27 protein-coding genes are annotated in these 19,096 nt (G+C 35.0%); 25 read left to right on the top strand and 2 right to left on the bottom strand.

Going from position 1 to position 19,096, the window contains the following annotated elements; all coding sequences use genetic code 11:
• Positions 1–11: 11 nt before the first annotated feature.
• Together E0I61_RS08600 and E0I61_RS08595 are read right to left on the bottom strand one after the other, a co-directional pair.
• Entirely contained in the window at positions 12–3,269 is a 3,258-nt protein-coding gene (locus tag E0I61_RS08600; RefSeq protein WP_132070699.1) for a SusC/RagA family TonB-linked outer membrane protein, read from the bottom strand.
• A gap of 84 nt (positions 3,270–3,353) precedes the next feature.
• Complete coding sequence (locus tag E0I61_RS08595; RefSeq protein ID WP_235832088.1) at positions 3,354–4,991, bottom strand: BamA/TamA family outer membrane protein; 1,638 nt, start codon at positions 4,989–4,991, stop codon at positions 3,354–3,356.
• Positions 4,992–5,244: 253 nt separating this feature from the next.
• Between E0I61_RS08595 and rpsL the strand changes: the two genes are divergently transcribed.
• From rpsL to secY, 25 genes are all read left to right on the top strand, one after another.
• A complete protein-coding gene (gene rpsL, locus E0I61_RS08590) occupies positions 5,245–5,628 on the top strand; it encodes a 30S ribosomal protein S12 (protein WP_007136570.1) in 384 nt (127 codons plus the stop codon).
• Positions 5,629–5,702: 74 nt separating this feature from the next.
• Complete coding sequence (rpsG, locus tag E0I61_RS08585) at positions 5,703–6,179, top strand: 30S ribosomal protein S7 (RefSeq protein WP_035668130.1); 477 nt, start codon at positions 5,703–5,705, stop codon at positions 6,177–6,179.
• Positions 6,180–6,189: 10 nt separating this feature from the next.
• Complete coding sequence (gene fusA, locus E0I61_RS08580) at positions 6,190–8,346, top strand: elongation factor G (protein ID WP_131995810.1); 2,157 nt, start codon at positions 6,190–6,192, stop codon at positions 8,344–8,346.
• A gap of 11 nt (positions 8,347–8,357) precedes the next feature.
• Positions 8,358–8,663 carry a 30S ribosomal protein S10 gene (gene rpsJ, locus E0I61_RS08575; RefSeq protein ID WP_011963470.1) on the top strand — a complete coding sequence of 102 codons (306 nt, stop codon included), beginning with the start codon at positions 8,358–8,360 and terminating at the stop codon, positions 8,661–8,663.
• A gap of 156 nt (positions 8,664–8,819) precedes the next feature.
• A complete protein-coding gene (rplC, locus tag E0I61_RS08570; RefSeq protein ID WP_066081043.1) occupies positions 8,820–9,437 on the top strand; it encodes a 50S ribosomal protein L3 in 618 nt (205 codons plus the stop codon).
• Positions 9,437–10,066 (top strand): 50S ribosomal protein L4, encoded by a 630-nt coding sequence (rplD, locus tag E0I61_RS08565; RefSeq protein ID WP_091173690.1) that lies wholly within the window; start codon positions 9,437–9,439, stop codon positions 10,064–10,066. Before rplC ends, rplD begins: the two co-directional genes overlap by 1 nt.
• Before the next feature lie 6 nt (positions 10,067–10,072).
• Positions 10,073–10,363, top strand: coding sequence for a 50S ribosomal protein L23 (gene rplW / locus E0I61_RS08560; protein ID WP_035668124.1), 291 nt, complete (start codon positions 10,073–10,075; stop codon positions 10,361–10,363).
• Positions 10,364–10,369: 6 nt separating this feature from the next.
• Positions 10,370–11,194, top strand: coding sequence for a 50S ribosomal protein L2 (rplB, locus tag E0I61_RS08555; protein ID WP_035668122.1), 825 nt, complete (start codon positions 10,370–10,372; stop codon positions 11,192–11,194).
• A 6-nt stretch (positions 11,195–11,200) separates the two neighbouring features.
• The gene (gene rpsS, locus E0I61_RS08550; RefSeq protein WP_007136562.1) at positions 11,201–11,479 is read left to right on the top strand and encodes a 30S ribosomal protein S19; all 279 of its coding nucleotides are present in this window, start codon (positions 11,201–11,203) and stop codon (positions 11,477–11,479) included.
• 6 nt (positions 11,480–11,485) lie between these two features.
• Positions 11,486–11,899: a 50S ribosomal protein L22 gene (gene rplV, locus E0I61_RS08545; protein ID WP_035668120.1), complete on the top strand. Its 414-nt coding sequence runs from the start codon at positions 11,486–11,488 to the stop codon at positions 11,897–11,899.
• Positions 11,900–11,904: 5 nt separating this feature from the next.
• Positions 11,905–12,663: a 30S ribosomal protein S3 gene (gene rpsC / locus E0I61_RS08540; protein ID WP_035668118.1), complete on the top strand. Its 759-nt coding sequence runs from the start codon at positions 11,905–11,907 to the stop codon at positions 12,661–12,663.
• A gap of 19 nt (positions 12,664–12,682) precedes the next feature.
• The gene (gene rplP, locus E0I61_RS08535) at positions 12,683–13,108 is read left to right on the top strand and encodes a 50S ribosomal protein L16 (protein ID WP_007803637.1); all 426 of its coding nucleotides are present in this window, start codon (positions 12,683–12,685) and stop codon (positions 13,106–13,108) included.
• A gap of 13 nt (positions 13,109–13,121) precedes the next feature.
• The gene (gene rpmC / locus E0I61_RS08530) at positions 13,122–13,313 is read left to right on the top strand and encodes a 50S ribosomal protein L29 (RefSeq protein ID WP_035668115.1); all 192 of its coding nucleotides are present in this window, start codon (positions 13,122–13,124) and stop codon (positions 13,311–13,313) included.
• Between the two features lie 17 nt (positions 13,314–13,330).
• Entirely contained in the window at positions 13,331–13,591 is a 261-nt protein-coding gene (rpsQ, locus tag E0I61_RS08525) for a 30S ribosomal protein S17 (protein ID WP_091203665.1), read from the top strand.
• Between the two features lie 2 nt (positions 13,592–13,593).
• The gene (rplN, locus tag E0I61_RS08520) at positions 13,594–13,962 is read left to right on the top strand and encodes a 50S ribosomal protein L14 (protein ID WP_026717863.1); all 369 of its coding nucleotides are present in this window, start codon (positions 13,594–13,596) and stop codon (positions 13,960–13,962) included.
• A gap of 11 nt (positions 13,963–13,973) precedes the next feature.
• Entirely contained in the window at positions 13,974–14,288 is a 315-nt protein-coding gene (gene rplX, locus E0I61_RS08515) for a 50S ribosomal protein L24 (RefSeq protein WP_035668111.1), read from the top strand.
• Positions 14,289–14,290: 2 nt separating this feature from the next.
• Positions 14,291–14,842 carry a 50S ribosomal protein L5 gene (gene rplE / locus E0I61_RS08510; protein ID WP_131917005.1) on the top strand — a complete coding sequence of 184 codons (552 nt, stop codon included), beginning with the start codon at positions 14,291–14,293 and terminating at the stop codon, positions 14,840–14,842.
• 3 nt (positions 14,843–14,845) lie between these two features.
• Positions 14,846–15,115: a 30S ribosomal protein S14 gene (gene rpsN, locus E0I61_RS08505; protein WP_007136553.1), complete on the top strand. Its 270-nt coding sequence runs from the start codon at positions 14,846–14,848 to the stop codon at positions 15,113–15,115.
• Positions 15,116–15,218: 103 nt separating this feature from the next.
• Complete coding sequence (rpsH, locus tag E0I61_RS08500; protein ID WP_066081018.1) at positions 15,219–15,617, top strand: 30S ribosomal protein S8; 399 nt, start codon at positions 15,219–15,221, stop codon at positions 15,615–15,617.
• 18 nt (positions 15,618–15,635) lie between these two features.
• The gene (gene rplF / locus E0I61_RS08495) at positions 15,636–16,178 is read left to right on the top strand and encodes a 50S ribosomal protein L6 (RefSeq protein WP_132070695.1); all 543 of its coding nucleotides are present in this window, start codon (positions 15,636–15,638) and stop codon (positions 16,176–16,178) included.
• Between the two features lie 11 nt (positions 16,179–16,189).
• Positions 16,190–16,540 carry a 50S ribosomal protein L18 gene (gene rplR / locus E0I61_RS08490; protein WP_113636694.1) on the top strand — a complete coding sequence of 117 codons (351 nt, stop codon included), beginning with the start codon at positions 16,190–16,192 and terminating at the stop codon, positions 16,538–16,540.
• A 6-nt stretch (positions 16,541–16,546) separates the two neighbouring features.
• Positions 16,547–17,074, top strand: a complete 528-nt coding sequence (gene rpsE, locus E0I61_RS08485) for a 30S ribosomal protein S5 (RefSeq protein WP_035668102.1) — start codon at positions 16,547–16,549, stop codon at positions 17,072–17,074.
• A gap of 12 nt (positions 17,075–17,086) precedes the next feature.
• Positions 17,087–17,269, top strand: a complete 183-nt coding sequence (rpmD, locus tag E0I61_RS08480) for a 50S ribosomal protein L30 (RefSeq protein WP_027310825.1) — start codon at positions 17,087–17,089, stop codon at positions 17,267–17,269.
• Between the two features lie 11 nt (positions 17,270–17,280).
• Positions 17,281–17,733: a 50S ribosomal protein L15 gene (gene rplO, locus E0I61_RS08475; protein ID WP_066081007.1), complete on the top strand. Its 453-nt coding sequence runs from the start codon at positions 17,281–17,283 to the stop codon at positions 17,731–17,733.
• Between the two features lie 13 nt (positions 17,734–17,746).
• Positions 17,747–19,093 (top strand): preprotein translocase subunit SecY, encoded by a 1,347-nt coding sequence (secY, locus tag E0I61_RS08470; RefSeq protein ID WP_099713440.1) that lies wholly within the window; start codon positions 17,747–17,749, stop codon positions 19,091–19,093.
• The last annotated feature ends 3 nt before the right edge of the window (positions 19,094–19,096 follow it).

Raw genomic sequence — 19,096 nt, 5'->3', positions numbered from 1 at the left:
AATTTAATTTTTTAAAACTGTAGTTTAAGACTTGCTCCGATTTCTCTTATAGATGGATAAGCGCCAGATTGGTATCCTTGAACATTTCCAGAACTTAGACCAGCTTCTGGATCCGCATAAGGAGTACTTTTATCGATAATCCATAGATTTCTTCCAATTACTGAAAATGATGCACTAGTGAAAGGTAATTGTTTTAACATTTTAGCGTCAAAACTGTAAGTTAAACTTGCTTCACGCAACTTAACATAACCAGCGTCATAAACATGTAGTTTATTTGGAGCTCTAGCATAACCCCAAGCAGTAGTATATACACTACCATTAGCTCTAACTGCATTTTGTGTTCCGTCAGGAGCAACACCATCCAAAATGAAACCACCACTGTTAGCTCCGTAGTTTCCAGGAGTTCCAACAATTGGATTTCTTACAGGGTTTCCTAAATCATTGTTAGCAGCTGAAAAGTCATACATACCAGTTGCATAACCATACCAAGTATCAAGAGAGAAAACATCTCCACCTTTTTGCATGTCAATTAAGAAGCTTAAATTCACATTTTTATAAGTGAAACTGTTGTTAAGACCTGCTTTCCAATCTGGGTTGATATCTCCAATTACAACATTACTTGCAGTTGTTCTTTGATATGTACCAATTCTAGATGCGCTTCCTGTTTGATTAACAATTGGTTGACCATTTGCGGCATAAATAAAATCACTTCCTCTGATGGTTCCGTATGGTTGCCCAGGTGTTGCATTAATAGATACACCACCTTGTAATGCTGCTAATTGTAAGTTTTCAATACCGTTAAGTAAAGAAACAACTAAGCTTTTGTTTTGAGACCAGTTTAGGTTTAAATCCCATTTGAAAGAACTCGTTTTAAATGGTGTAGCATTAAACTGTACTTCCAATCCTTTATTTTCAATAGTTCCAGCATTTAATACAGCTGAATTATATCCTGTTGCTGTTGATAATGGAATACTTGTAATTTGATTGATGTTTTGGTCGTTATAGTAAGATACATCAAAGCCAAGACGTCTGTCTAAAAATGCCATTTCTAGACCAAATTCATAACTTTTTTGTCTCTCAGGTAAAAGGTTCAAGTTGTTTTGAGCCCCAGGATTTGAAGCAATACCTGTTCCGTTAAATGGAGTTCCAATATCAAATGTATTAAAAACCCTATAAGGATTTGTATCACTACCAACCTCTGCATAATTAGCTCTTAATTTACCAAATGATAACCAGTTTGCATCAATGAATTTAGAGAACACTAAACTTCCAGAAACTGAAAAATAATTATATCTGTTATCAGCTTTTGGTAAATTAGATGAACGGTCAGTTCTAAATGTACCCTCTAAGTAAGCATAGCCATCATAACCTAAACTGGCTCTTATGTATTCGCCATCAACCATACTGCTTGCATCATATTCAACAGGAGCAAGAATAGGGCTTACACTATTTGAAAGTGAATATAAACGTGCTTTGTTTAAACCTCCATTAGTGGATGCAAAAATGCTGTTTTGGATATTGTTTCTTAAGCTCCAACCAATATTTCCTTCTAAATTTAATTTTTCAGTTAAATTTTTATTGAAATTCAACATTAAATCATAATTGTATTCGGCAACATTGTTATTATATCTTGAATACTTAGATACATCTGAGCTTCCAACATTTATTCTTTCCTCTTGTAATTCGCTATAAGAATCAAATGAAAATCTACCCATTATAGTTAACCAATCAGTTAACTTATCCTCTAAGGCAACATTACCAAAGTATCTTGATCTTGTATCAGTTTCATAATTTTCATAGAATGTCCAGTATGGATTATCTGAGTAAATTGGTTTTAAATTAGTAGAGGAGTTAGGATTCCAAGTGATATTTTCTTTAGTAAGTAAATAAGCTTCTTTCTGCTCATTGAAATCAACATTCATTTGATTCCATTGTCTAAATTGTTGCATTACGTTATTAGAGGAATAACCTGTACCATTTCTACCTTTTCCATCAGTTTTTACAAAATTGAAACTTGTAGATGCCTTTAATTTATCGGTTAAATTTTGAGATCCTGAAAAAGCTATTGTATTTCTTTTAAGGCTACCGTTCGGTAAATTACCTTCTTGTGTTAAGTTAGTAAAACCTAATCTAAAGGCACTTGTATCAGTACCTCCATCTAATGAAACAGAGTTTACAGTAGTACTTGCAGTACCCCAAACTGAATTAGGATTGTTTTTACCAGCTACCCAAGGAGTAGCTTTTCCATAACCAGGTAATTGAGGATAAATGGAATTCCATTGGTAAATCAGTAAACTTGGATCAAATGCAGCACCATATGATGCATCTTCGGTAAAAGGAGTTGTTAAATCAGCAATACCATCTCCGTTTATATCAGCTTCATTAAAATATGAGTCTTCATTGGGGCCATAGAAAGGACCATAACCTGCTCCATATTTATTTTGATATCTAGGCAAAGTTTCTTTATCCGCAGTTCCTAAAGTTACACTTGAATTAATTGTTACGCCAATGCCTTTTTGACTCTTCCCTTTTTTAGTAGTAATCATTACGACACCATTAGAAGCACGAGAGCCATAAAGTGCAGTTGCAGCAGCTCCCTTTAGAACGTTAATAGATTCAATGTCGTCTGGATTGATATCAGATGCAGCATTACCGTAGTCAAAACCACCTCCACCAGTTTTTTGACTTGATGTGTTTGAGTTGCTGTTATCTATTGGAACACCATCAACAACAAATAAAGCCTGGTTGTTACCAGCTATTGAATTATTACCTCTAATAATTACCTGGGTAGAACCCCCTAAATTTCCTGATGTTTTAATCTCCAAACCTGCTACTTTACCAGATAGTGAGTTTACAAAGTTTGAGCTTTTTACCTTAGATACAGCCTCACCTTTAACCTCTTGGGTTGAGTAACCTAGAGATTTTTTCTCTCTTTTAATCCCTAAAGCCGTTACTACAACTCCTTCAAGTTCTAATGCGTCACTCACTAATTTCACATTAACTGTTGCAGAACTTGCAGCTACTTGTTGAGTTTTCATCCCAATGTAGCTAAAAATCAAGACCTGGCTTGGTGTTGCTTTGATAGAATATTTTCCGTCAAAATCAGTTTGTGTTCCGGATTGAGTTCCTTTTACTAATACACTCACACCTGGTAAAGGTAGTCCTGCATTATCGGAAACAGTTCCTGAAACAGCTCTTTCTTGCGCAAAAGTTAGTTGCGCCACAAGTACTACTAATAGTACTAAGAATCCATTGAACTTTAGTTTCATTTTTTAATATTTTGAATTAGTCTAGCAAACTTCTTAATAATTTGTTAACTTTCCTAATTAATGAAACTCTATTTTTTGTTGTAATTAAAATTTAACATTATAACAGATGTGTATGATAGTGTTATAAATTTCAATTTGTTGGTCTTGGATACTGCCGTTTGCAATAGCAAGTTTTAATAGGCCGTTTTTTGTTTGCAGTCCAAATCCGAATCCAATTCCTAGAAGTTTTTCGGTGTTGTCTACTTGTTCAATACTTAGTTTGTTCTTGTAGATACAGTAATCTAGGATAGAGTGAACGTAGAGTTTAGGAGAGAGTATGTGCCGATATTCTGTAAGTATTGAGGTCATAAAATAGGCTTGCAGGCTATTTTCAGCAAAGCCTCTTAGGCTGTTGAATCCTCCAAAACGAAAAAGTTCATTTGCGATATAGCGGTTGCTTTGTAAATAATAGTTATGGCTATTTATATTGATTATATTATTTTTATTCAGGTTAAAGTTATGTACGGCTTGAATATTTAAAAAAAACTGATTGCTTTTTATCGTGTTTTCTGGCTGATTGCTTGTTTCTCTTTTTCCGGTTCCGGCAGTTATTGAAAGAATTGATTTTATTGGAAAAGTAAAATTAGTTAAATCTGATTTTGTGTAATTAAAACTGGACGTCAAAAAGGAATTGTTATAATCGCTTATCGAATTATCGATTGAATTTTGGATGTCGCTAGATTCTGTAGTTTGAAATCCTAAATAGAATCGTGTGTTGTAATTTGTAAAGTAACTTAAGTCAATTGCTGTTTTTGTGTTTTGAAAAGTACTGTCTTGTCTGAATAATTGAATTTGAGCTTTTAATCCTATTGGAGTTTTAAGCAAATAAGGAAGTTCAATACTGGTATTAAATGTTTTTTGATCGTTTCCGTCGCTTTTCCAGTAAACGGATAATTGTTCTCCAGAGCCCAAAATATTTTCTAGCTTCACATCTAAGTAGCCATTTAGGGTTGTTTTTTTATTTTCATTATTGGAAAATCCAATGAATCCGTCAAAAGTATTTGATTTTCTTTTCTCAAGATATACGTAAACTTTCGTTGAGTCTTTTGTGAGTAAAATTTCGGGATATTTTACTTGGCTAATAAATCCAAATTTTTCAAAATCGTTGTGAATTTGATCTACCATTTTTTGATTAAAAATGCTGTTTTTGTATTTTCTGTTGATTTGCGCTAAATGTCCACTAGGAAATTTATTTGATCGGTTGTTTTCTGCGTAATTTATTCGGATGGAGTTTAGTGTTCTTTTTTCGTCTGATTCCAGTTTTAAATCAGCATAAATTTCAGTATCGACTCTTTTGATATTTACTAGTTTTAGCTTTACTAATGCAAATCCGTTTTGTTCTAATTTTTGAACGGTTTGTTTTAGATAAGAGTTGATTTCTGTGTACGGCAGTATTAAAGTGTCTTTTTTTTCTCTTAGGTCTGTCAGGTTGTTAAATAGATTATTTGTACCTATATATATATGTATTGATTTTATTTTTTTTCCTAATGTAAAAATCGCTACATAACTAGAGTCTTTTTTTTTTGTGAATTCGAGTGTGATGTTGTCTATATAGCCTATTTCGGATAATTTTTCAGAAACTTTGTTTATCTCTTCGTTAATTAATTTCGTGTTTTTGTGCTCAGTGTTGTATTTTAGAGAATCTATAGTTTTTGTTTCTAATGAATTGCTTCCAGTTATCAATAATCGAAAATTTTGCGCAGAACAATTAAGGCAAAAATTTAGAAAGAACAGTAAAATAAAAGTGGATTTCAAATGAGTATGTGTTTTTAATAAAAGTAATGCAAATATCTATTGTTTGGGATAAAAATCAAATGATAAAATAATCTTATTGAAAATTAATAGATTAACGTTTGTAGAGTAAAAAATATTTTCTACATTTGCAACCCCGTAAAAAGCGGGAATTTAATATAATAAGAAATTTTTAGTATTAATTATGCCAACAATTCAACAATTAGTAAGAACAGGAAGAACTCAGATAACTAAGAAGAGTAAATCGGTTGCTTTAGATTCTTGTCCTCAAAGAAGAGGGGTTTGTACGCGTGTTTACACTACAACACCAAAAAAACCAAACTCTGCAATGCGTAAAGTAGCGCGTGTACGTTTGACAAATGGTAATGAAGTGAATGCTTACATCCCTGGTGAAGGACACAATTTACAAGAGCACTCGATAGTATTAGTTAGGGGTGGAAGGGTAAAAGATTTACCAGGAGTTAGATATCACATCGTTCGTGGTGCGCTTGATACGTCAGGAGTAGCAGGAAGAACGCAAAGAAGATCTAAGTACGGAGCAAAACGCCCAAAAGAAGCAAAAAAGTAATTTAAAAAGTTATTTCTTGTAGAGATGTGACTCGTCACAACTGTATGGGTATGACATTTTATTAAAAAAAAGACATGAGAAAAAGAGCGGCAAAGAAAAGACCACTTTTACCAGATCCAAGGTTTAATGACCAACTGGTAACACGTTTTGTGAACAACTTAATGTGGGATGGAAAAAAATCGACAGCGTTTAAAGTATTTTATGATGCAATTGACATCATTGAGTCTAAAAAACAAGATGCAGAGAAACCATCATTAGAAATTTGGAAAGATGCGTTAACCAATGTTATGCCTCACGTTGAAGTACGTAGTCGTAGAGTTGGTGGAGCTACATTTCAAATTCCAATGCAAATTCGTCCAGATAGAAAAATTTCTATGGCAATGAAGTGGTTGATACTTTATTCTAGAAGAAGAAATGAAAAATCAATGGCTCAAAGGTTGGCTTCAGAATGTTTAGCTGCGGCTAAAGAAGAAGGAGCTGCTGTTAAGAAAAGAATGGATACTCACAAAATGGCAGAAGCTAACAAAGCATTCTCTCACTTTAGATTTTAATTCTTAAGAAATGGCTAGAGATCTTAAATATACAAGAAATATAGGAATTGCTGCTCACATTGATGCTGGTAAAACAACAACAACAGAGCGTATATTATTCTATACTGGAAAATCACACAAAATTGGTGAAGTACACGATGGTGCTGCAACAATGGACTGGATGGCACAAGAGCAAGAAAGAGGTATTACCATTACTTCTGCTGCTACAACTTGTGAATGGAATTTTCCAACAGAGCAAGGTAAAACTTTACCAGAAACCCTGCCTTATCACTTTAATATTATTGATACACCGGGACACGTTGACTTTACAGTTGAAGTAAACCGTTCTTTGCGTGTGCTTGATGGTTTGGTTTTCTTATTTAGTGCTGTTGATGGTGTTGAGCCACAATCAGAAACTAACTGGAGATTAGCAGATCAATATAGAGTGCCACGTATTGGGTTCGTTAATAAAATGGACAGACAAGGTTCTAACTTTTTGATGGTATGTCAACAAGTAAGAGACATGTTGAAATCTAATGCAGTTGCAATCACTTTGCCTATCGGTGAAGAAAATGATTTCAGAGGTGTTGTGGATTTAGTTAAAAATCAAGCTATAGTATGGCATGAAGAAGGTTTAGGAGCAACGTATGATATTGTGCCTATTCCAGAAGATATGCTTGAAGAAGTGAAAGAATATAGGTCGATTCTTATTGAAGCAGTAGCTGATTATGATGAGACTTTGCTTGAAAAATTCATGGAAGACGAAAACTCTATTACAGAGGAAGAAATCAACACTGCATTAAGAGCAGCGGTTATGGATATGGCTATCATTCCTATGATTGCCGGTTCTTCTTTCAAAAACAAAGGAGTTCAATTCATGTTAGATGCAGTATGTAAATATTTGCCGTCTCCAATGGATAAAGATGGTATCGAAGGGATTCATCCTGACGATGCTGAATTGTTAGAAGAAGATCAAACTAAAATTTTGCGTAAGCCAGATGTTAAAGAGCCGTTTGCTGCTTTAGCTTTTAAAATTGCTACTGACCCATTCGTAGGTCGTTTAGCTTTCTTCCGTGCTTATTCTGGACGTTTAGATGCTGGTTCTTATGTTTTGAACACTCGTTCAGGAAATAAAGAAAGAATCTCTCGTATCTATCAAATGCATGCTAACAAGCAAAACCCAATCGATTATATCGAAGCAGGTGATATTGGAGCGGCAGTAGGATTTAAGGATATCAAAACTGGAGATACATTGTGTGATGAAAAAAACCCAATCATTCTTGAGTCAATGAAATTCCCTGCGCCGGTAATTGGTATTGCAATTGAGCCTAAAACTAAGGCTGACGTTGATAAAATGGGTATGGCTTTAGCTAAATTAGCTGAAGAAGATCCAACGTTTACGGTTAGAACAGATGAGGCTTCGGGACAGACTATTATCTCAGGTATGGGTGAGCTTCACTTAGATATCTTAGTTGATAGAATGAGACGTGAATTCAAAGTTGAAGTAAACCAAGGTGAGCCTCAAGTTGAATACAAAGAAGCATTTACAAAATCTGCTCAACACAGAGAAACTTACAAGAAACAATCTGGTGGTCGTGGTAAATTCGGTGATATCGTATTTAGACTAGAGCCTGCTGATGAAGTTGATGGTAAAGCTCCTGTAGGATTGCAGTTTGTTAATGCTGTAAAAGGTGGTAACGTTCCTAAAGAATATATCCCATCTGTAGAAAAAGGTTTCAGAGAAGCTATGAAAACAGGTCCTTTAGCAGGATACCAAGTAGATAGTTTGAAAGTAACTTTGTTAGATGGATCTTTTCACCCTGTCGATTCTGATGCGCTCTCTTTTGAGTTAGCGGCTAGAATGGGGTACAGAGAAGTAGCTAAAGCTGCTGGAGCTGTAATTCTTGAGCCAATCATGAAAATGGAAGTTATTACACCTGAAGAAAACATGGGAGATATCGTAGGTGATATTAACCGTCGTAGAGGTCAAGTTAATGACATGGGTGACAGAGCTGGTGCAAAAACCATTAAAGCAGATGTGCCATTATCAGAAATGTTTGGATATGTAACAACATTAAGAACACTTTCATCTGGTAGAGCGACATCTACAATGGAATTTTCACACTACGCAGAAACACCTTCCAATATTTCGGAAGCAGTTATCAAAAAAGCAAAAGGAAACGCATAATCTTTAAGAAAATGAGTCAAAAAATCAGAATAAAACTAAAATCTTACGATCACATGTTGGTAGACAAGTCTGCTGAAAAGATTGTAAAAACCGTAAAAAGCACTGGAGCAGTAGTAACAGGACCAATTCCGTTGCCAACTCACAAAAAACTTTTTACCGTTCTTCGTTCTCCACACGTTAACAAAAAAGCGAGAGAGCAATTTGAAGTAATGTCATACAAGAGATTAATTGACATTTATTCATCTTCATCAAAAACTATTGATGCCTTGATGAAACTTGAATTGCCTAGCGGTGTTGAAGTAGAGATCAAAGTTTAAATAGCTTACTAGTAAGAAAAGGGCGCTGTTTTTAAGCGAAAAATATTTTTTTGGTTTGTGTGTAAATAAGTTATACTTTTGCACCACTTAAAAAAAATAGGATTCGGTTAAAAGCTGCGTTCTATATTTATATTTAATAATTAATAATTAATATTTATGTCTGGGTTAATTGGTAGAAAAATCGGCATGACTAGCATTTTCGACGAGAACGGGAAGAATATTCCTTGTACAGTAATCGAAGCTGGACCATGTGTTGTTACCCAAGTCAGAACCAAAGGTGTTGACGGGTATGAAGCGTTGCAACTTGGTTTCGATGACAAAAACGAGAAACATTCCACAAAAGCGGCTTTAGGTCACTTTAAAAAAGCGGGAACTGTAGCTAAGAAAAAAGTCGTTGAATTCCAAGATTTCGCAACTGAACAAAAATTAGGAGATCTTATTGATGTTTCTATTTTTGCTGAAGGAGAATTTGTAGATGTACAAGGTGTGTCTAAAGGTAAAGGTTTTCAAGGGGTTGTAAAACGTCACGGTTTTGGTGGTGTTGGTCAAGCAACTCACGGTCAACACAACCGTTTAAGAGCGCCGGGTTCTGTAGGGGCTTCTTCTTATCCATCTAGAGTATTCAAAGGAATGCGTATGGCTGGACGTATGGGAGGAGACAATGTAAAAGTTCAAAACCTTAGAGTTTTAAAAGTAGTTGCTGAAAAGAACCTACTTGTTATTAAAGGATGTGTTCCTGGATGTAACAACTCTTATGTAATCATTCAGAAGTAATGGAAGCAAAAGTATTAGATTTCAACGGAAAAGATACTGGAAGAAAAGTTCAACTTTCTGATTCAGTATTTGGTATAGAGCCAAACAATCACGCAGTATACCTTGATGTTAAGCAATATCTTGCTAATCAAAGACAGGGAACGCACAAAGCTAAAGAAAGAGCTGAAGTTGCGGGAAGTACGCGTAAGATTAAAAAACAAAAAGGAACTGGAACTGCTCGTGCGGGTAGTGCAAAGAATCCATTGTTTAAAGGTGGTGGAACAGTTTTCGGACCAAGACCAAGAAGTTATTCATTCAAATTGAATAAAAGCTTGAAACGTTTGGCAAGAAAATCTGCTTTCTCAATTAAAGCAAAAGAGTCGAACATTATCGTTCTTGAAGACTTTAATTTTGAAACGCCAAACACTAAAAATTTCATTAATGTTTTGAAAGCTTTAGAGTTAGAAAATAAAAAATCTCTGTTTGTGTTGGGTGATGTAAATAAAAATGTATATTTGTCGTCACGCAATTTAAAAGGATCTAGCGTAGTAAGTAGCTTAGAATTAAGCACTTACGCTATATTAAACGCTAATAATTTAGTGCTTTTAGAGAGTTCTTTGGAGATAATTGAAGAAAATTTAAGTAAATAATAGGATATGAGCATCATAATTAAGCCTATAGTAACGGAAAAAGTAACCAAAGAAAGTGAAGTTTTAAACCGCTTCGGATTCGTTGTTGATAAAAAAGCAAACAAAGTGCAAATTAAGAAAGCTGTTGAAGCTGCTTATGGAGTAACTATTTTGAGTGTTAACACGATGAACGTAAGGCCGGATAGAACTACTAAATACACTAAAAGTGGTTTAATCAGTGGAAAGACGAATGCAATTAAAAAAGCAATTGTTCAAGTACAAGAAGGAGAAACAATTGATTTTTACAACAATATCTAAGATAAAATGTCAGTAAGAAAATTAAAACCTATTACCCCAGGTCAGCGATTTAGAGTTGTGAATGGTTATGACGCCATTACAACTGATAAGCCGGAACGCTCTTTGATAGCGCCGATAAAAAACTCTGGTGGTAGAAATAGTCAAGGAAAGATGACCATGCGTTATACGGGTGGTGGTCACAAGCAGAGATATCGTATCATTGATTTTAAACGTACAAAAGAAGGAATTCCTGCGACGGTTAAATCAATTGAATATGATCCAAATCGTACTGCTTTTATCGCATTATTAGCTTATGCTGATGGTGAGAAAACGTATGTTATTGCTCAAAACGGATTGAAAGTTGGTCAGAAATTAGTTTCTGGTCCAGAATCTCAACCTGAAATTGGTAATACTTTACCTTTAAGTAGAGTTCCACTTGGAACTGTAATTTCTTGTATCGAATTGAGACCGGGTCAAGGAGCTGTAATCGCTCGTTCAGCTGGAACATTTGCTCAATTAATGGCAAGAGATGGAAAATATGCAACAATTAAAATGCCTTCTGGGGAAACAAGATTAATCTTGTTGACTTGTTCGGCTACAATTGGAGCGGTTTCTAATTCAGATCACCAATTAGTTGTATCAGGAAAAGCTGGTAGAACAAGATGGTTAGGAAGAAGACCTAGAACAAGACCTGTTGCAATGAACCCTGTCGATCACCCAATGGGTGGTGGTGAAGGACGTTCTTCTGGTGGACATCCACGTTCAAGAAATGGAATACCAGCTAAAGGTTATAGAACTCGTTCTAAGAAAAACCCGAGTAACAAGTATATCGTAGAACGTAGAAAGAAATAATAAGATATGGCACGTTCATTAAAAAAAGGACCTTTCGTTCATTATAAGTTAGACAAGAAAGTTCAAGAAAACATCGCAGGTGGGAATAAAGGAGTGGTTAAGACATGGTCTAGAGCTTCTATGATTACTCCAGACTTTGTTGGACAAACTATCGCAGTTCATAACGGTCGTCAATTTGTACCAGTTTACGTAACAGAAAACATGGTAGGTCACAAATTAGGAGAATTTTCACCAACTAGATCTTTTAGAGGTCATGCTGGAGCAAAAAATAAAGGTAAAAAATAAGAAGCAATGGGAGTTCGTAAAAGAGAAACAGCAGATGCAAGAAAAGAGGCTAATAAGTCTTTGGCCTTCGCAAAGTTAAATAACTGCCCTACTTCACCTAGAAAAATGCGCTTAGTAGCAGATCTAGTAAGAGGTCAGAAGGTAGAAAGAGCACTTAACATCTTAAGATTCAGTTCTAAAGAAGCTTCAAGAAAATTAGAAAAATTGGTTTTATCAGTAATTGCCAACTGGCAAGCTAAAAACCCTGAAGCTAATATGGAAGAAGCTGGTTTATTTGTTAAGGAAATCCGTGTTGATGGTGGAATGATGTTGAAAAGACTTCGTCCAGCACCACAAGGAAGAGCACACAGAATTAGAAAACGTTCTAATCACGTAACAATCGTGCTTGGAGCTATCAATAACACACAAAGCAATTCTTAAGCAGCATGGGACAAAAGACAAATCCAATTGGAAATAGACTTGGTATCATCAGAGGATGGGACTCAAACTGGTATGGTGGAAATGATTACGGTGATAAACTTGCCGAAGATCACAAAATCAGAAAGTATATCCATGCTCGTTTATCAAAAGCTAGTGTATCAAAAGTAATCATCGAGAGAACTTTGAAACTTGTAACCGTTACTATCACTACTGCTAGACCTGGTATTATTATTGGGAAAGGTGGACAAGAGGTAGACAAGTTGAAAGAGGAACTTAAAAAAATTACTGACAAAGAGGTTCAAATCAACATCTTTGAAATTAAAAGACCTGAACTTGACGCGTATCTAGTTGCTACAAGCATCTGTCGTCAAATCGAAAGCAGAATTTCTTACAGACGTGCAATCAAAATGGCTATTGCTGCTTCTATGCGTATGAACGCAGAAGGTATCAAAGTTTTGATTTCTGGTCGTTTGAATGGTGCAGAGATGGCTCGTTCGGAAGGTTTCAAAGAAGGTAGAATTCCTCTATCAACTTTCAGAGCTGATATTGATTATGCACTTGCAGAGGCTCATACTACTTATGGTAGAATGGGAATCAAAGTGTGGATCATGAAAGGTGAAGTTTATGGAAAGAGAGATCTTTCTCCACTTGCTGGAATGGACAAAAAACAATCTGGTGCTGGTGGTAAAGGTGGTGATTCTCCTAGAGGAGACAGAAAGCCTTTTAATAAAGGTGGAAAACCAGACGCTCGTAAACGAAAGTAAATTTTTAAACTAAAGAAAAATGTTACAGCCTAAAAGAACAAAATACCGTAAGGTACAAAAAGGTAAAATGAAAGGGAACTCTCAAAGAGGACATGAACTTTCTAATGGAATGTTTGGTATTAAATCTGTACATGAAGATGGAATGTTCTTAACCTCTCGTCAAATCGAAGCTGCGCGTATTGCTGCAACTCGTTTTATGAAAAGAGAAGGACAATTATGGATCAAAATATTTCCAGACAAACCTATCACTAAGAAACCTCTTGAGGTACGTATGGGTAAAGGTAAAGGTGCAGTTGAGTATTGGGCTGCCGTTGTTAAACCCGGAAGAATTATGTTTGAAGTTGGAGGAGTACCTTTGTCAGTTGCAAAAGAGGCGTTACGTCTTGCGGCTCAAAAGCTTCCAGTAAAAACTAAATTCGTCGTTGCTAGAGATTTCGAAGCATAATTTATAATATATTATGAAACAATCAGAAATAAAAGATCTTTCTGCAGCGGAGTTGCAAGAAAAACTTAGCCAGACTAAGAAGGCATATGCCGACCTAAAAATGGCTCACGCTATTTCTCCAATTGAGAATCCACTTCAAATTAGAAGTGTAAGAAGAACAGTTGCAAGATTAGCTACGGAACTTACTAAAAGAGAGTTGCAATAATTGTAATCTGCTGAAAGATGGAAGAAAAAAGAAATTTAAGAAAAGAAAGAGTTGGTGTTGTTACTTCGGACAAAATGGATAAATCTATTGTTGTTGCTGAAGTGCGTAAAGTAAAACACCCATTATACGGTAAGTTCGTGTTGAAAACTAAAAAGTATCACGCACACGACGAAAAGAACGACTGTAACGTTGGAGATACTGTAAGGATTAGCGAAACGCGTCCTTTAAGTAAAACAAAATGTTGGAGGTTAGTTGAAATCCTAGAAAGAGCTAAATAATTATGGTACAACAAGAATCAAGACTAAAAGTAGCAGATAACACTGGAGCAAAGGAAGTTTTAACTATCCGTGTTTTAGGAGGTACCAAAAGAAGGTATGCCTCTGTTGGTGACAAGATTGTAGTTTCTATCAAAGATACTGCTCCTAACGGAAGCGTTAAAAAAGGAGCTGTTTCAACTGCAGTTGTTGTACGTACCAAAAAAGAAGTGAGAAGAGCCGATGGTTCATACATTAGATTTGATGACAACGCATGTGTGTTATTGAATGCTGCTGGTGAAATGAGAGGAACTCGTGTTTTTGGTCCGGTAGCAAGAGAACTTCGTGAAAAACAATTCATGAAAATTGTATCATTAGCACCAGAAGTGCTTTAATTCGTTTTAAGATGATAAAGCTAAAAATAAAATCGGGTGACATTGTAAGAGTAATTGCTGGAGACCATAAAGGTGCTGAAGGTAAAGTTTTACGTGTGTACCGTGAGAAAAACAAAGCGATTGTTGAAGGTGTAAACATGGTTTCAAAACATACGAAACCTAGTGCAAAAAGCCCTCAAGGTGGTATCGTAAAGAAAGAAGCTTCTATACAAATATCTAATATTTCTTTAATTGATCCTAAAACTAAGGAAACAACTAGAGTAGGTATTAGAGTAGAAGGAGATAAGAAAGTAAGATTTTCAAAAAAATCTAATCAAGTACTATAGTAATGGCGTATATACCTAGACTAAAAGAAGAATATAAGAGCAGAGTAATTGCTGCTCTTAAAGAGGAATTCGGATACGTAAACGTAATGCAAGTTCCAAAATTGGAAAAAATCGTTTTAAGTAAAGGAGTTGGTGCAGCTGTATCTGATAAAAAACTAATTGACTATGCAGTTGATGAGTTAACAAAGATCACTGGACAGAAAGCAGTATCTACTATTTCAAAGAAAGACGTTGCGTCATTCAAATTGAGAAAAGGGATGCCTATTGGAGCAAAAGTTACTTTGCGTGGAGAAAGAATGTATGAGTTTTTAGATAGACTTATTACTTCAGCTTTGCCACGTGTAAGAGATTTCAGTGGTATTAAAGCTACTGGTTTTGATGGAAGAGGAAATTATAACCTTGGAGTTTTGGAGCAAATCATTTTCCCAGAAATTGATATTGATAAAGTAAACAAAATTTCAGGTATGGATATTTCTTTTGTAACTACTGCAAAAACAGATAAGGAAGCAAAATCATTATTGGCTGAACTAGGTTTACCTTTTAAAAAGAATTAAGACATGGCTAAAGAATCAATGAAAGCCCGCGAGGTTAAGAGAGAAAAAACAGTAGCTAAGTATGCTGAGAAAAGAAAAGCTTTGTTAGAAGCTGGAGATTTCGTAGGTTTGCAAAAGTTACCAAAAAATGCTTCGCCAGTTCGTTTGCACAATCGTTGCAAATTAACAGGTAGACCAAGAGGGTATATGCGTCAATTCGGTCTTTCACGTGTTACATTTCGTGAAATGGCAAATAACGGATTGATACCAGGTGTTAAAAAAGCATCTTGGTAGAAAGATATTCAGACGTGAGTAATTACGTCTGTTTTTTACATTTATAAACTGGTTTCAGGTTCGATTATGTTTAATCGAAAACCGTTACCGCAAATCAATACACATGTATACAGATCCTATTGCCGATTATTTGACAAGAGTTCGTAACGCAGTGGCTGCAAACCACAAAGTTGTCGAAATTCCTGCGTCTAATCTAAAAAAAGAAATCACTAAGATCTTATTTGATCAAGGTTATATCTTGAGTTACAAATTTGAAGACAACGCTGTTCAGGGTTCAATCAAAATTGCTTTGAAGTATGATAAAGATACTAAAGAGTCAGTAATTAAAGATATCCAAAGAATTAGTAAACCAGGTTTACGTAAATATTCAAGTTCTTCTACCATTCCTAGAATCCTTAACGGATTAGGAATTGCTATTGTTTCTACTTCTAAAGGTTTAATGACTGGAAAGAAAGCTAAACAATTGAATGTTGGTGGCGAAGTAATTTGTTACGTATACTAATTTTAAAGACTATATAAGATGTCAAGAATAGGTAAAAGCCCAGTAACAATACCAGCTGGAGTAACTGTAACAGTTGCTGACGGTATTATTACGGTAAAAGGAAAAAATGGTCAACTAACACAGGAGTTTTCGGACGTAACTGTAACAGTTGAAGGGGATCTAGTTCAAGTAGAAAGATCTTCTGATCACAAAGACCAAAGAGCAAAACACGGTTTGTACAGATCTTTAATCAATAACATGATTATCGGTGTAACAGATGGTTTTACTAAGTCATTAGAATTGGTAGGAGTTGGTTATAGAGCTTCAAATCAAGGACAAAAATTAGATTTAGCACTTGGTTACTCTCACAATATAGTTTTAGAAATTGCTCCAGAAGTAACTTTGGAAACTATATCTGAAAAAGGTAAAAACCCTATCGTTAAATTAACATCATTTGACAAACAACTTTTAGGTCAAGTAGCTGCGAAAATCAGAGGTTTCCGTAAGCCTGAGCCGTACAAAGGAAAAGGTGTTAAATTTGTAGGTGAAGTATTAAGAAGAAAAGCAGGTAAATCAGCTTAAAAAATAAGATTATGTCATTAACAAAACCTGAAAGAAGACAACGAATTAGATTCAGAATTAGAAAAACAATTAGTGGTACTGCTACTAATCCAAGACTATCTGTATTTAGAAGTAACAAAGAAATTTACGCTCAACTTATTGATGACGTAAACGGAGTTACTATATTGGCAGCTTCTTCAAGAGAAAAAGAAATAGGTAACGGTACGAACATTGAAGTTGCTACAGCGGTTGGAAAACTAGTTGCTGAAAAAGCTTTAAAAGCTGGGATAGACGTAGTAACTTTCGATAGAGGAGGTTATTTATATCACGGACGTATTAAATCATTAGCGGAAGGCGCAAGAGCGGCTGGACTTAAATTCTAATATAGTATGTCTAATAGTAAATACAAGAATGTAGAGTTAGTAAAACCAAGTGGTCTTGAATTAAAAGATCGTTTGGTAAGTGTAAATCGTGTTACTAAGGTTACAAAGGGTGGTAGAGCTTTTGGTTTTTCTGCTATTGTAGTTGTAGGTGATGAAAATGGAGTGGTTGGACACGGATTAGGAAAATCTAAAGACGTTTCTGAAGCAATTGCGAAAGCAGTAGAAGATGCTAAGAAAAATTTAGTAAAAATTCCTTTGAATGGTCAATCAGTTCCTCACGAACAAAAAGGTAAATTTGGTGGTGCACGTGTATTCTTAATTCCTGCCTCTCATGGTACTGGAGTTATTGCTGGTGGAGCTGTTCGTTCAGTTCTTGAATCAGTAGGAATTCATGATGTATTATCTAAATCTCAAGGATCTTCAAATCCTCACAACGTGGTAAAAGCAACTTTTGATGCTTTATTACAAATGAGAAGTGCTTATACTGTTGCAAAACAAAGAGGCGTTTCTTTAGAAAAAGTTTTTAAAGGTTAATTCAAGGAAATTATGGCTAAATTATTAGTAAAACAAGTTAGAAGCAAAATCAACTGTCCTCTTACTCAAAAGAGAGGATTAGAAGCTTTAGGTCTACGTAAAATGGGACAAGTTGTAGAGCATGATTCAAACCCTACAATCCTTGGGATGATAAATAAAGTTAAACACTTAGTTTCTGTTGAAGAAGCTAAATAACAAATACTGTTATGAATTTAAGTAACTTACAACCTGCTGAAGGTTCTACACACAATCAAAATAAAAGATTAGGTAGAGGAGAAGGTTCTGGAAAAGGTGGTACTTCTGCAAGAGGTCACAAAGGAGCAAAATCTCGTTCTGGTTATTCTAAAAAGATTGGTTTTGAAGGAGGGCAAATGCCACTTCAAAGACGTGTGCCTAAGTTTGGTTTTACAAACATCAATCGTAAAGATTACGAAGGTGTAAATCTTGATACACTGCAACTTTTAGTTGATAATGGTGTTATTAAAGATACTGTTGATATGACAGTTTATGTTGCTAATCGTTTAGCTACTAAAAATGAAATCGTTAAGATTTTAGGTAGAGGTGAATTGACAGCAAAATTAAAAGTAACCGCTCACAAATTTACTGCTACTGCAAAAGCTGCTATTGAAGCTGCTGGTGGAGAAGCTGTAACAATGTAATTTTTCAATTAATATGAAGAAATTTATTGAATCAATAAGTAATGTTTGGAAAATCGAGGAACTGAAAAATAGAATCCTAATAACATTGGGTTTGCTTTTAGTGTATCGTTTTGGGGCTCAAGTAACTCTGCCAGGTATTGATGCTACACAGTTAGGTAATTTAGCTGGGCAAACTAAAGAAGGAATTGGTTCAATTCTTGACATGTTTACTGGAGGTGCATTTTCTCAAGCTTCTGTTTTTGCTTTGGGAATTATGCCTTATATTTCTGCTTCTATTGTTGTTCAGTTAATGGGAATTGCGATTCCTTATTTGCAAAAACTTCAAAGTGATGGAGAAAGCGGTAGAAAAAAGATTAATCAAATTACTCGTTGGTTGACAATAGGAATTACTTTAGTTCAAGGTCCAACTTACATCTATAATTTATATAGAACATTACCTAGTAATGCATTTTTATTGGGATTCAATTCATTTGAATTCTTATTTTCTTCAGTAGTTATTTTAGTTACAGGTACAATTTTTGCCATGTGGTTAGGAGAAAAAATTACTGATAAAGGAATTGGAAATGGTATTTCTTTGTTAATCATGGTTGGAATTTTGGCTAGATTACCTCAGGCTTTTATTCAAGAGTTTACAACAAGAGTTACCAATAATAATGGTGGACCGATGTTGTTAGTTATTGAAATTATCATTTGGTTATTAGTTATCATTTGTTGTGTATTATTGGTAATGGCGATCAGGAAAATTCCTGTTCAATATGCCAGACGTACAACATCAGGTGATTTTGAACAAGACATGTTGGGTGGAAACAGACAATGGATTCCTTTAAAGCTTAATGCTTCTGGGGTTATGCCAATAATTTTTGCGCAAGCAATTATGTTTATTCCAGCAGCCTTAGCAGGTTTGTCTAAATCAGATGCATCACAATCAATCGTTGGCGCTTTTAGTAATATGTTTGGATTTTGGTATAATTTTGTATTTGCAACTTTAATAATTGTATTTACTTTCTTTTATACTGCAATCACAGTTCCTACTAATAAAATGTCTGATGATTTAAAGAGAAGTGGTGGTTTTATTCCGGGTATCAGACCAGGAGTTGAAACTTCTGATTATCTTGACAAAGTGATGTCCTTGATAACTTTTCCAGGATCTTTATTTCTTGCCTTGATAGCTGTGTTCCCAGCAATTGTTGTGAGTCTTATGGATGTTCAACAATCTTGGGCAATGTTTTTTGGAGGTACTTCATTAATAATTATGGTTGGAGTTGCCATAGACACGATGCAGCAAATCAATTCATACTTGTTGAATAAACATTATGATGGTTTGATGAAAAGTGGTAAAAATAGAAAAGCAGTAGCTTAATTT

The organism is Flavobacterium ranwuense (assembly GCF_004349315.1).
Taxonomy (GTDB): domain Bacteria; phylum Bacteroidota; class Bacteroidia; order Flavobacteriales; family Flavobacteriaceae; genus Flavobacterium; species Flavobacterium ranwuense.
The sequence above is the reverse complement of the archived record's forward strand: the minus strand, read 5'-3'. Positions and strand labels throughout refer to the sequence as shown.

Excerpts from the sequence above, each read along its gene's own strand:
- E0I61_RS08600 (WP_132070699.1), bottom strand. The coding sequence starts at position 3,269 with ATGAAACTAAAGTTCAATGGATTCTTAGTACTATTAGTAGTACTTGTG.
- rpsL (WP_007136570.1), top strand. The coding sequence starts at position 5,245 with ATGCCAACAATTCAACAATTAGTAAGAACAGGAAGAACTCAGATAACT.
- rpsG (WP_035668130.1), top strand. The coding sequence starts at position 5,703 with ATGAGAAAAAGAGCGGCAAAGAAAAGACCACTTTTACCAGATCCAAGG.
- fusA (WP_131995810.1), top strand. The coding sequence starts at position 6,190 with ATGGCTAGAGATCTTAAATATACAAGAAATATAGGAATTGCTGCTCAC.
- rpsJ (WP_011963470.1), top strand. The coding sequence starts at position 8,358 with ATGAGTCAAAAAATCAGAATAAAACTAAAATCTTACGATCACATGTTG.
- rplC (WP_066081043.1), top strand. The coding sequence starts at position 8,820 with ATGTCTGGGTTAATTGGTAGAAAAATCGGCATGACTAGCATTTTCGAC.
- rplD (WP_091173690.1), top strand. The coding sequence starts at position 9,437 with ATGGAAGCAAAAGTATTAGATTTCAACGGAAAAGATACTGGAAGAAAA.
- rplW (WP_035668124.1), top strand. The coding sequence starts at position 10,073 with ATGAGCATCATAATTAAGCCTATAGTAACGGAAAAAGTAACCAAAGAA.
- rplB (WP_035668122.1), top strand. The coding sequence starts at position 10,370 with ATGTCAGTAAGAAAATTAAAACCTATTACCCCAGGTCAGCGATTTAGA.
- rpsS (WP_007136562.1), top strand. The coding sequence starts at position 11,201 with ATGGCACGTTCATTAAAAAAAGGACCTTTCGTTCATTATAAGTTAGAC.
- rplV (WP_035668120.1), top strand. The coding sequence starts at position 11,486 with ATGGGAGTTCGTAAAAGAGAAACAGCAGATGCAAGAAAAGAGGCTAAT.
- rpsC (WP_035668118.1), top strand. The coding sequence starts at position 11,905 with ATGGGACAAAAGACAAATCCAATTGGAAATAGACTTGGTATCATCAGA.
- rplP (WP_007803637.1), top strand. The coding sequence starts at position 12,683 with ATGTTACAGCCTAAAAGAACAAAATACCGTAAGGTACAAAAAGGTAAA.
- rpmC (WP_035668115.1), top strand. The coding sequence starts at position 13,122 with ATGAAACAATCAGAAATAAAAGATCTTTCTGCAGCGGAGTTGCAAGAA.
- rpsQ (WP_091203665.1), top strand. The coding sequence starts at position 13,331 with ATGGAAGAAAAAAGAAATTTAAGAAAAGAAAGAGTTGGTGTTGTTACT.
- rplN (WP_026717863.1), top strand. The coding sequence starts at position 13,594 with ATGGTACAACAAGAATCAAGACTAAAAGTAGCAGATAACACTGGAGCA.
- rplX (WP_035668111.1), top strand. The coding sequence starts at position 13,974 with ATGATAAAGCTAAAAATAAAATCGGGTGACATTGTAAGAGTAATTGCT.
- rplE (WP_131917005.1), top strand. The coding sequence starts at position 14,291 with ATGGCGTATATACCTAGACTAAAAGAAGAATATAAGAGCAGAGTAATT.
- rpsN (WP_007136553.1), top strand. The coding sequence starts at position 14,846 with ATGGCTAAAGAATCAATGAAAGCCCGCGAGGTTAAGAGAGAAAAAACA.
- rpsH (WP_066081018.1), top strand. The coding sequence starts at position 15,219 with ATGTATACAGATCCTATTGCCGATTATTTGACAAGAGTTCGTAACGCA.
- rplF (WP_132070695.1), top strand. The coding sequence starts at position 15,636 with ATGTCAAGAATAGGTAAAAGCCCAGTAACAATACCAGCTGGAGTAACT.
- rplR (WP_113636694.1), top strand. The coding sequence starts at position 16,190 with ATGTCATTAACAAAACCTGAAAGAAGACAACGAATTAGATTCAGAATT.
- rpsE (WP_035668102.1), top strand. The coding sequence starts at position 16,547 with ATGTCTAATAGTAAATACAAGAATGTAGAGTTAGTAAAACCAAGTGGT.
- rpmD (WP_027310825.1), top strand. The coding sequence starts at position 17,087 with ATGGCTAAATTATTAGTAAAACAAGTTAGAAGCAAAATCAACTGTCCT.
- rplO (WP_066081007.1), top strand. The coding sequence starts at position 17,281 with ATGAATTTAAGTAACTTACAACCTGCTGAAGGTTCTACACACAATCAA.
- secY (WP_099713440.1), top strand. The coding sequence starts at position 17,747 with ATGAAGAAATTTATTGAATCAATAAGTAATGTTTGGAAAATCGAGGAA.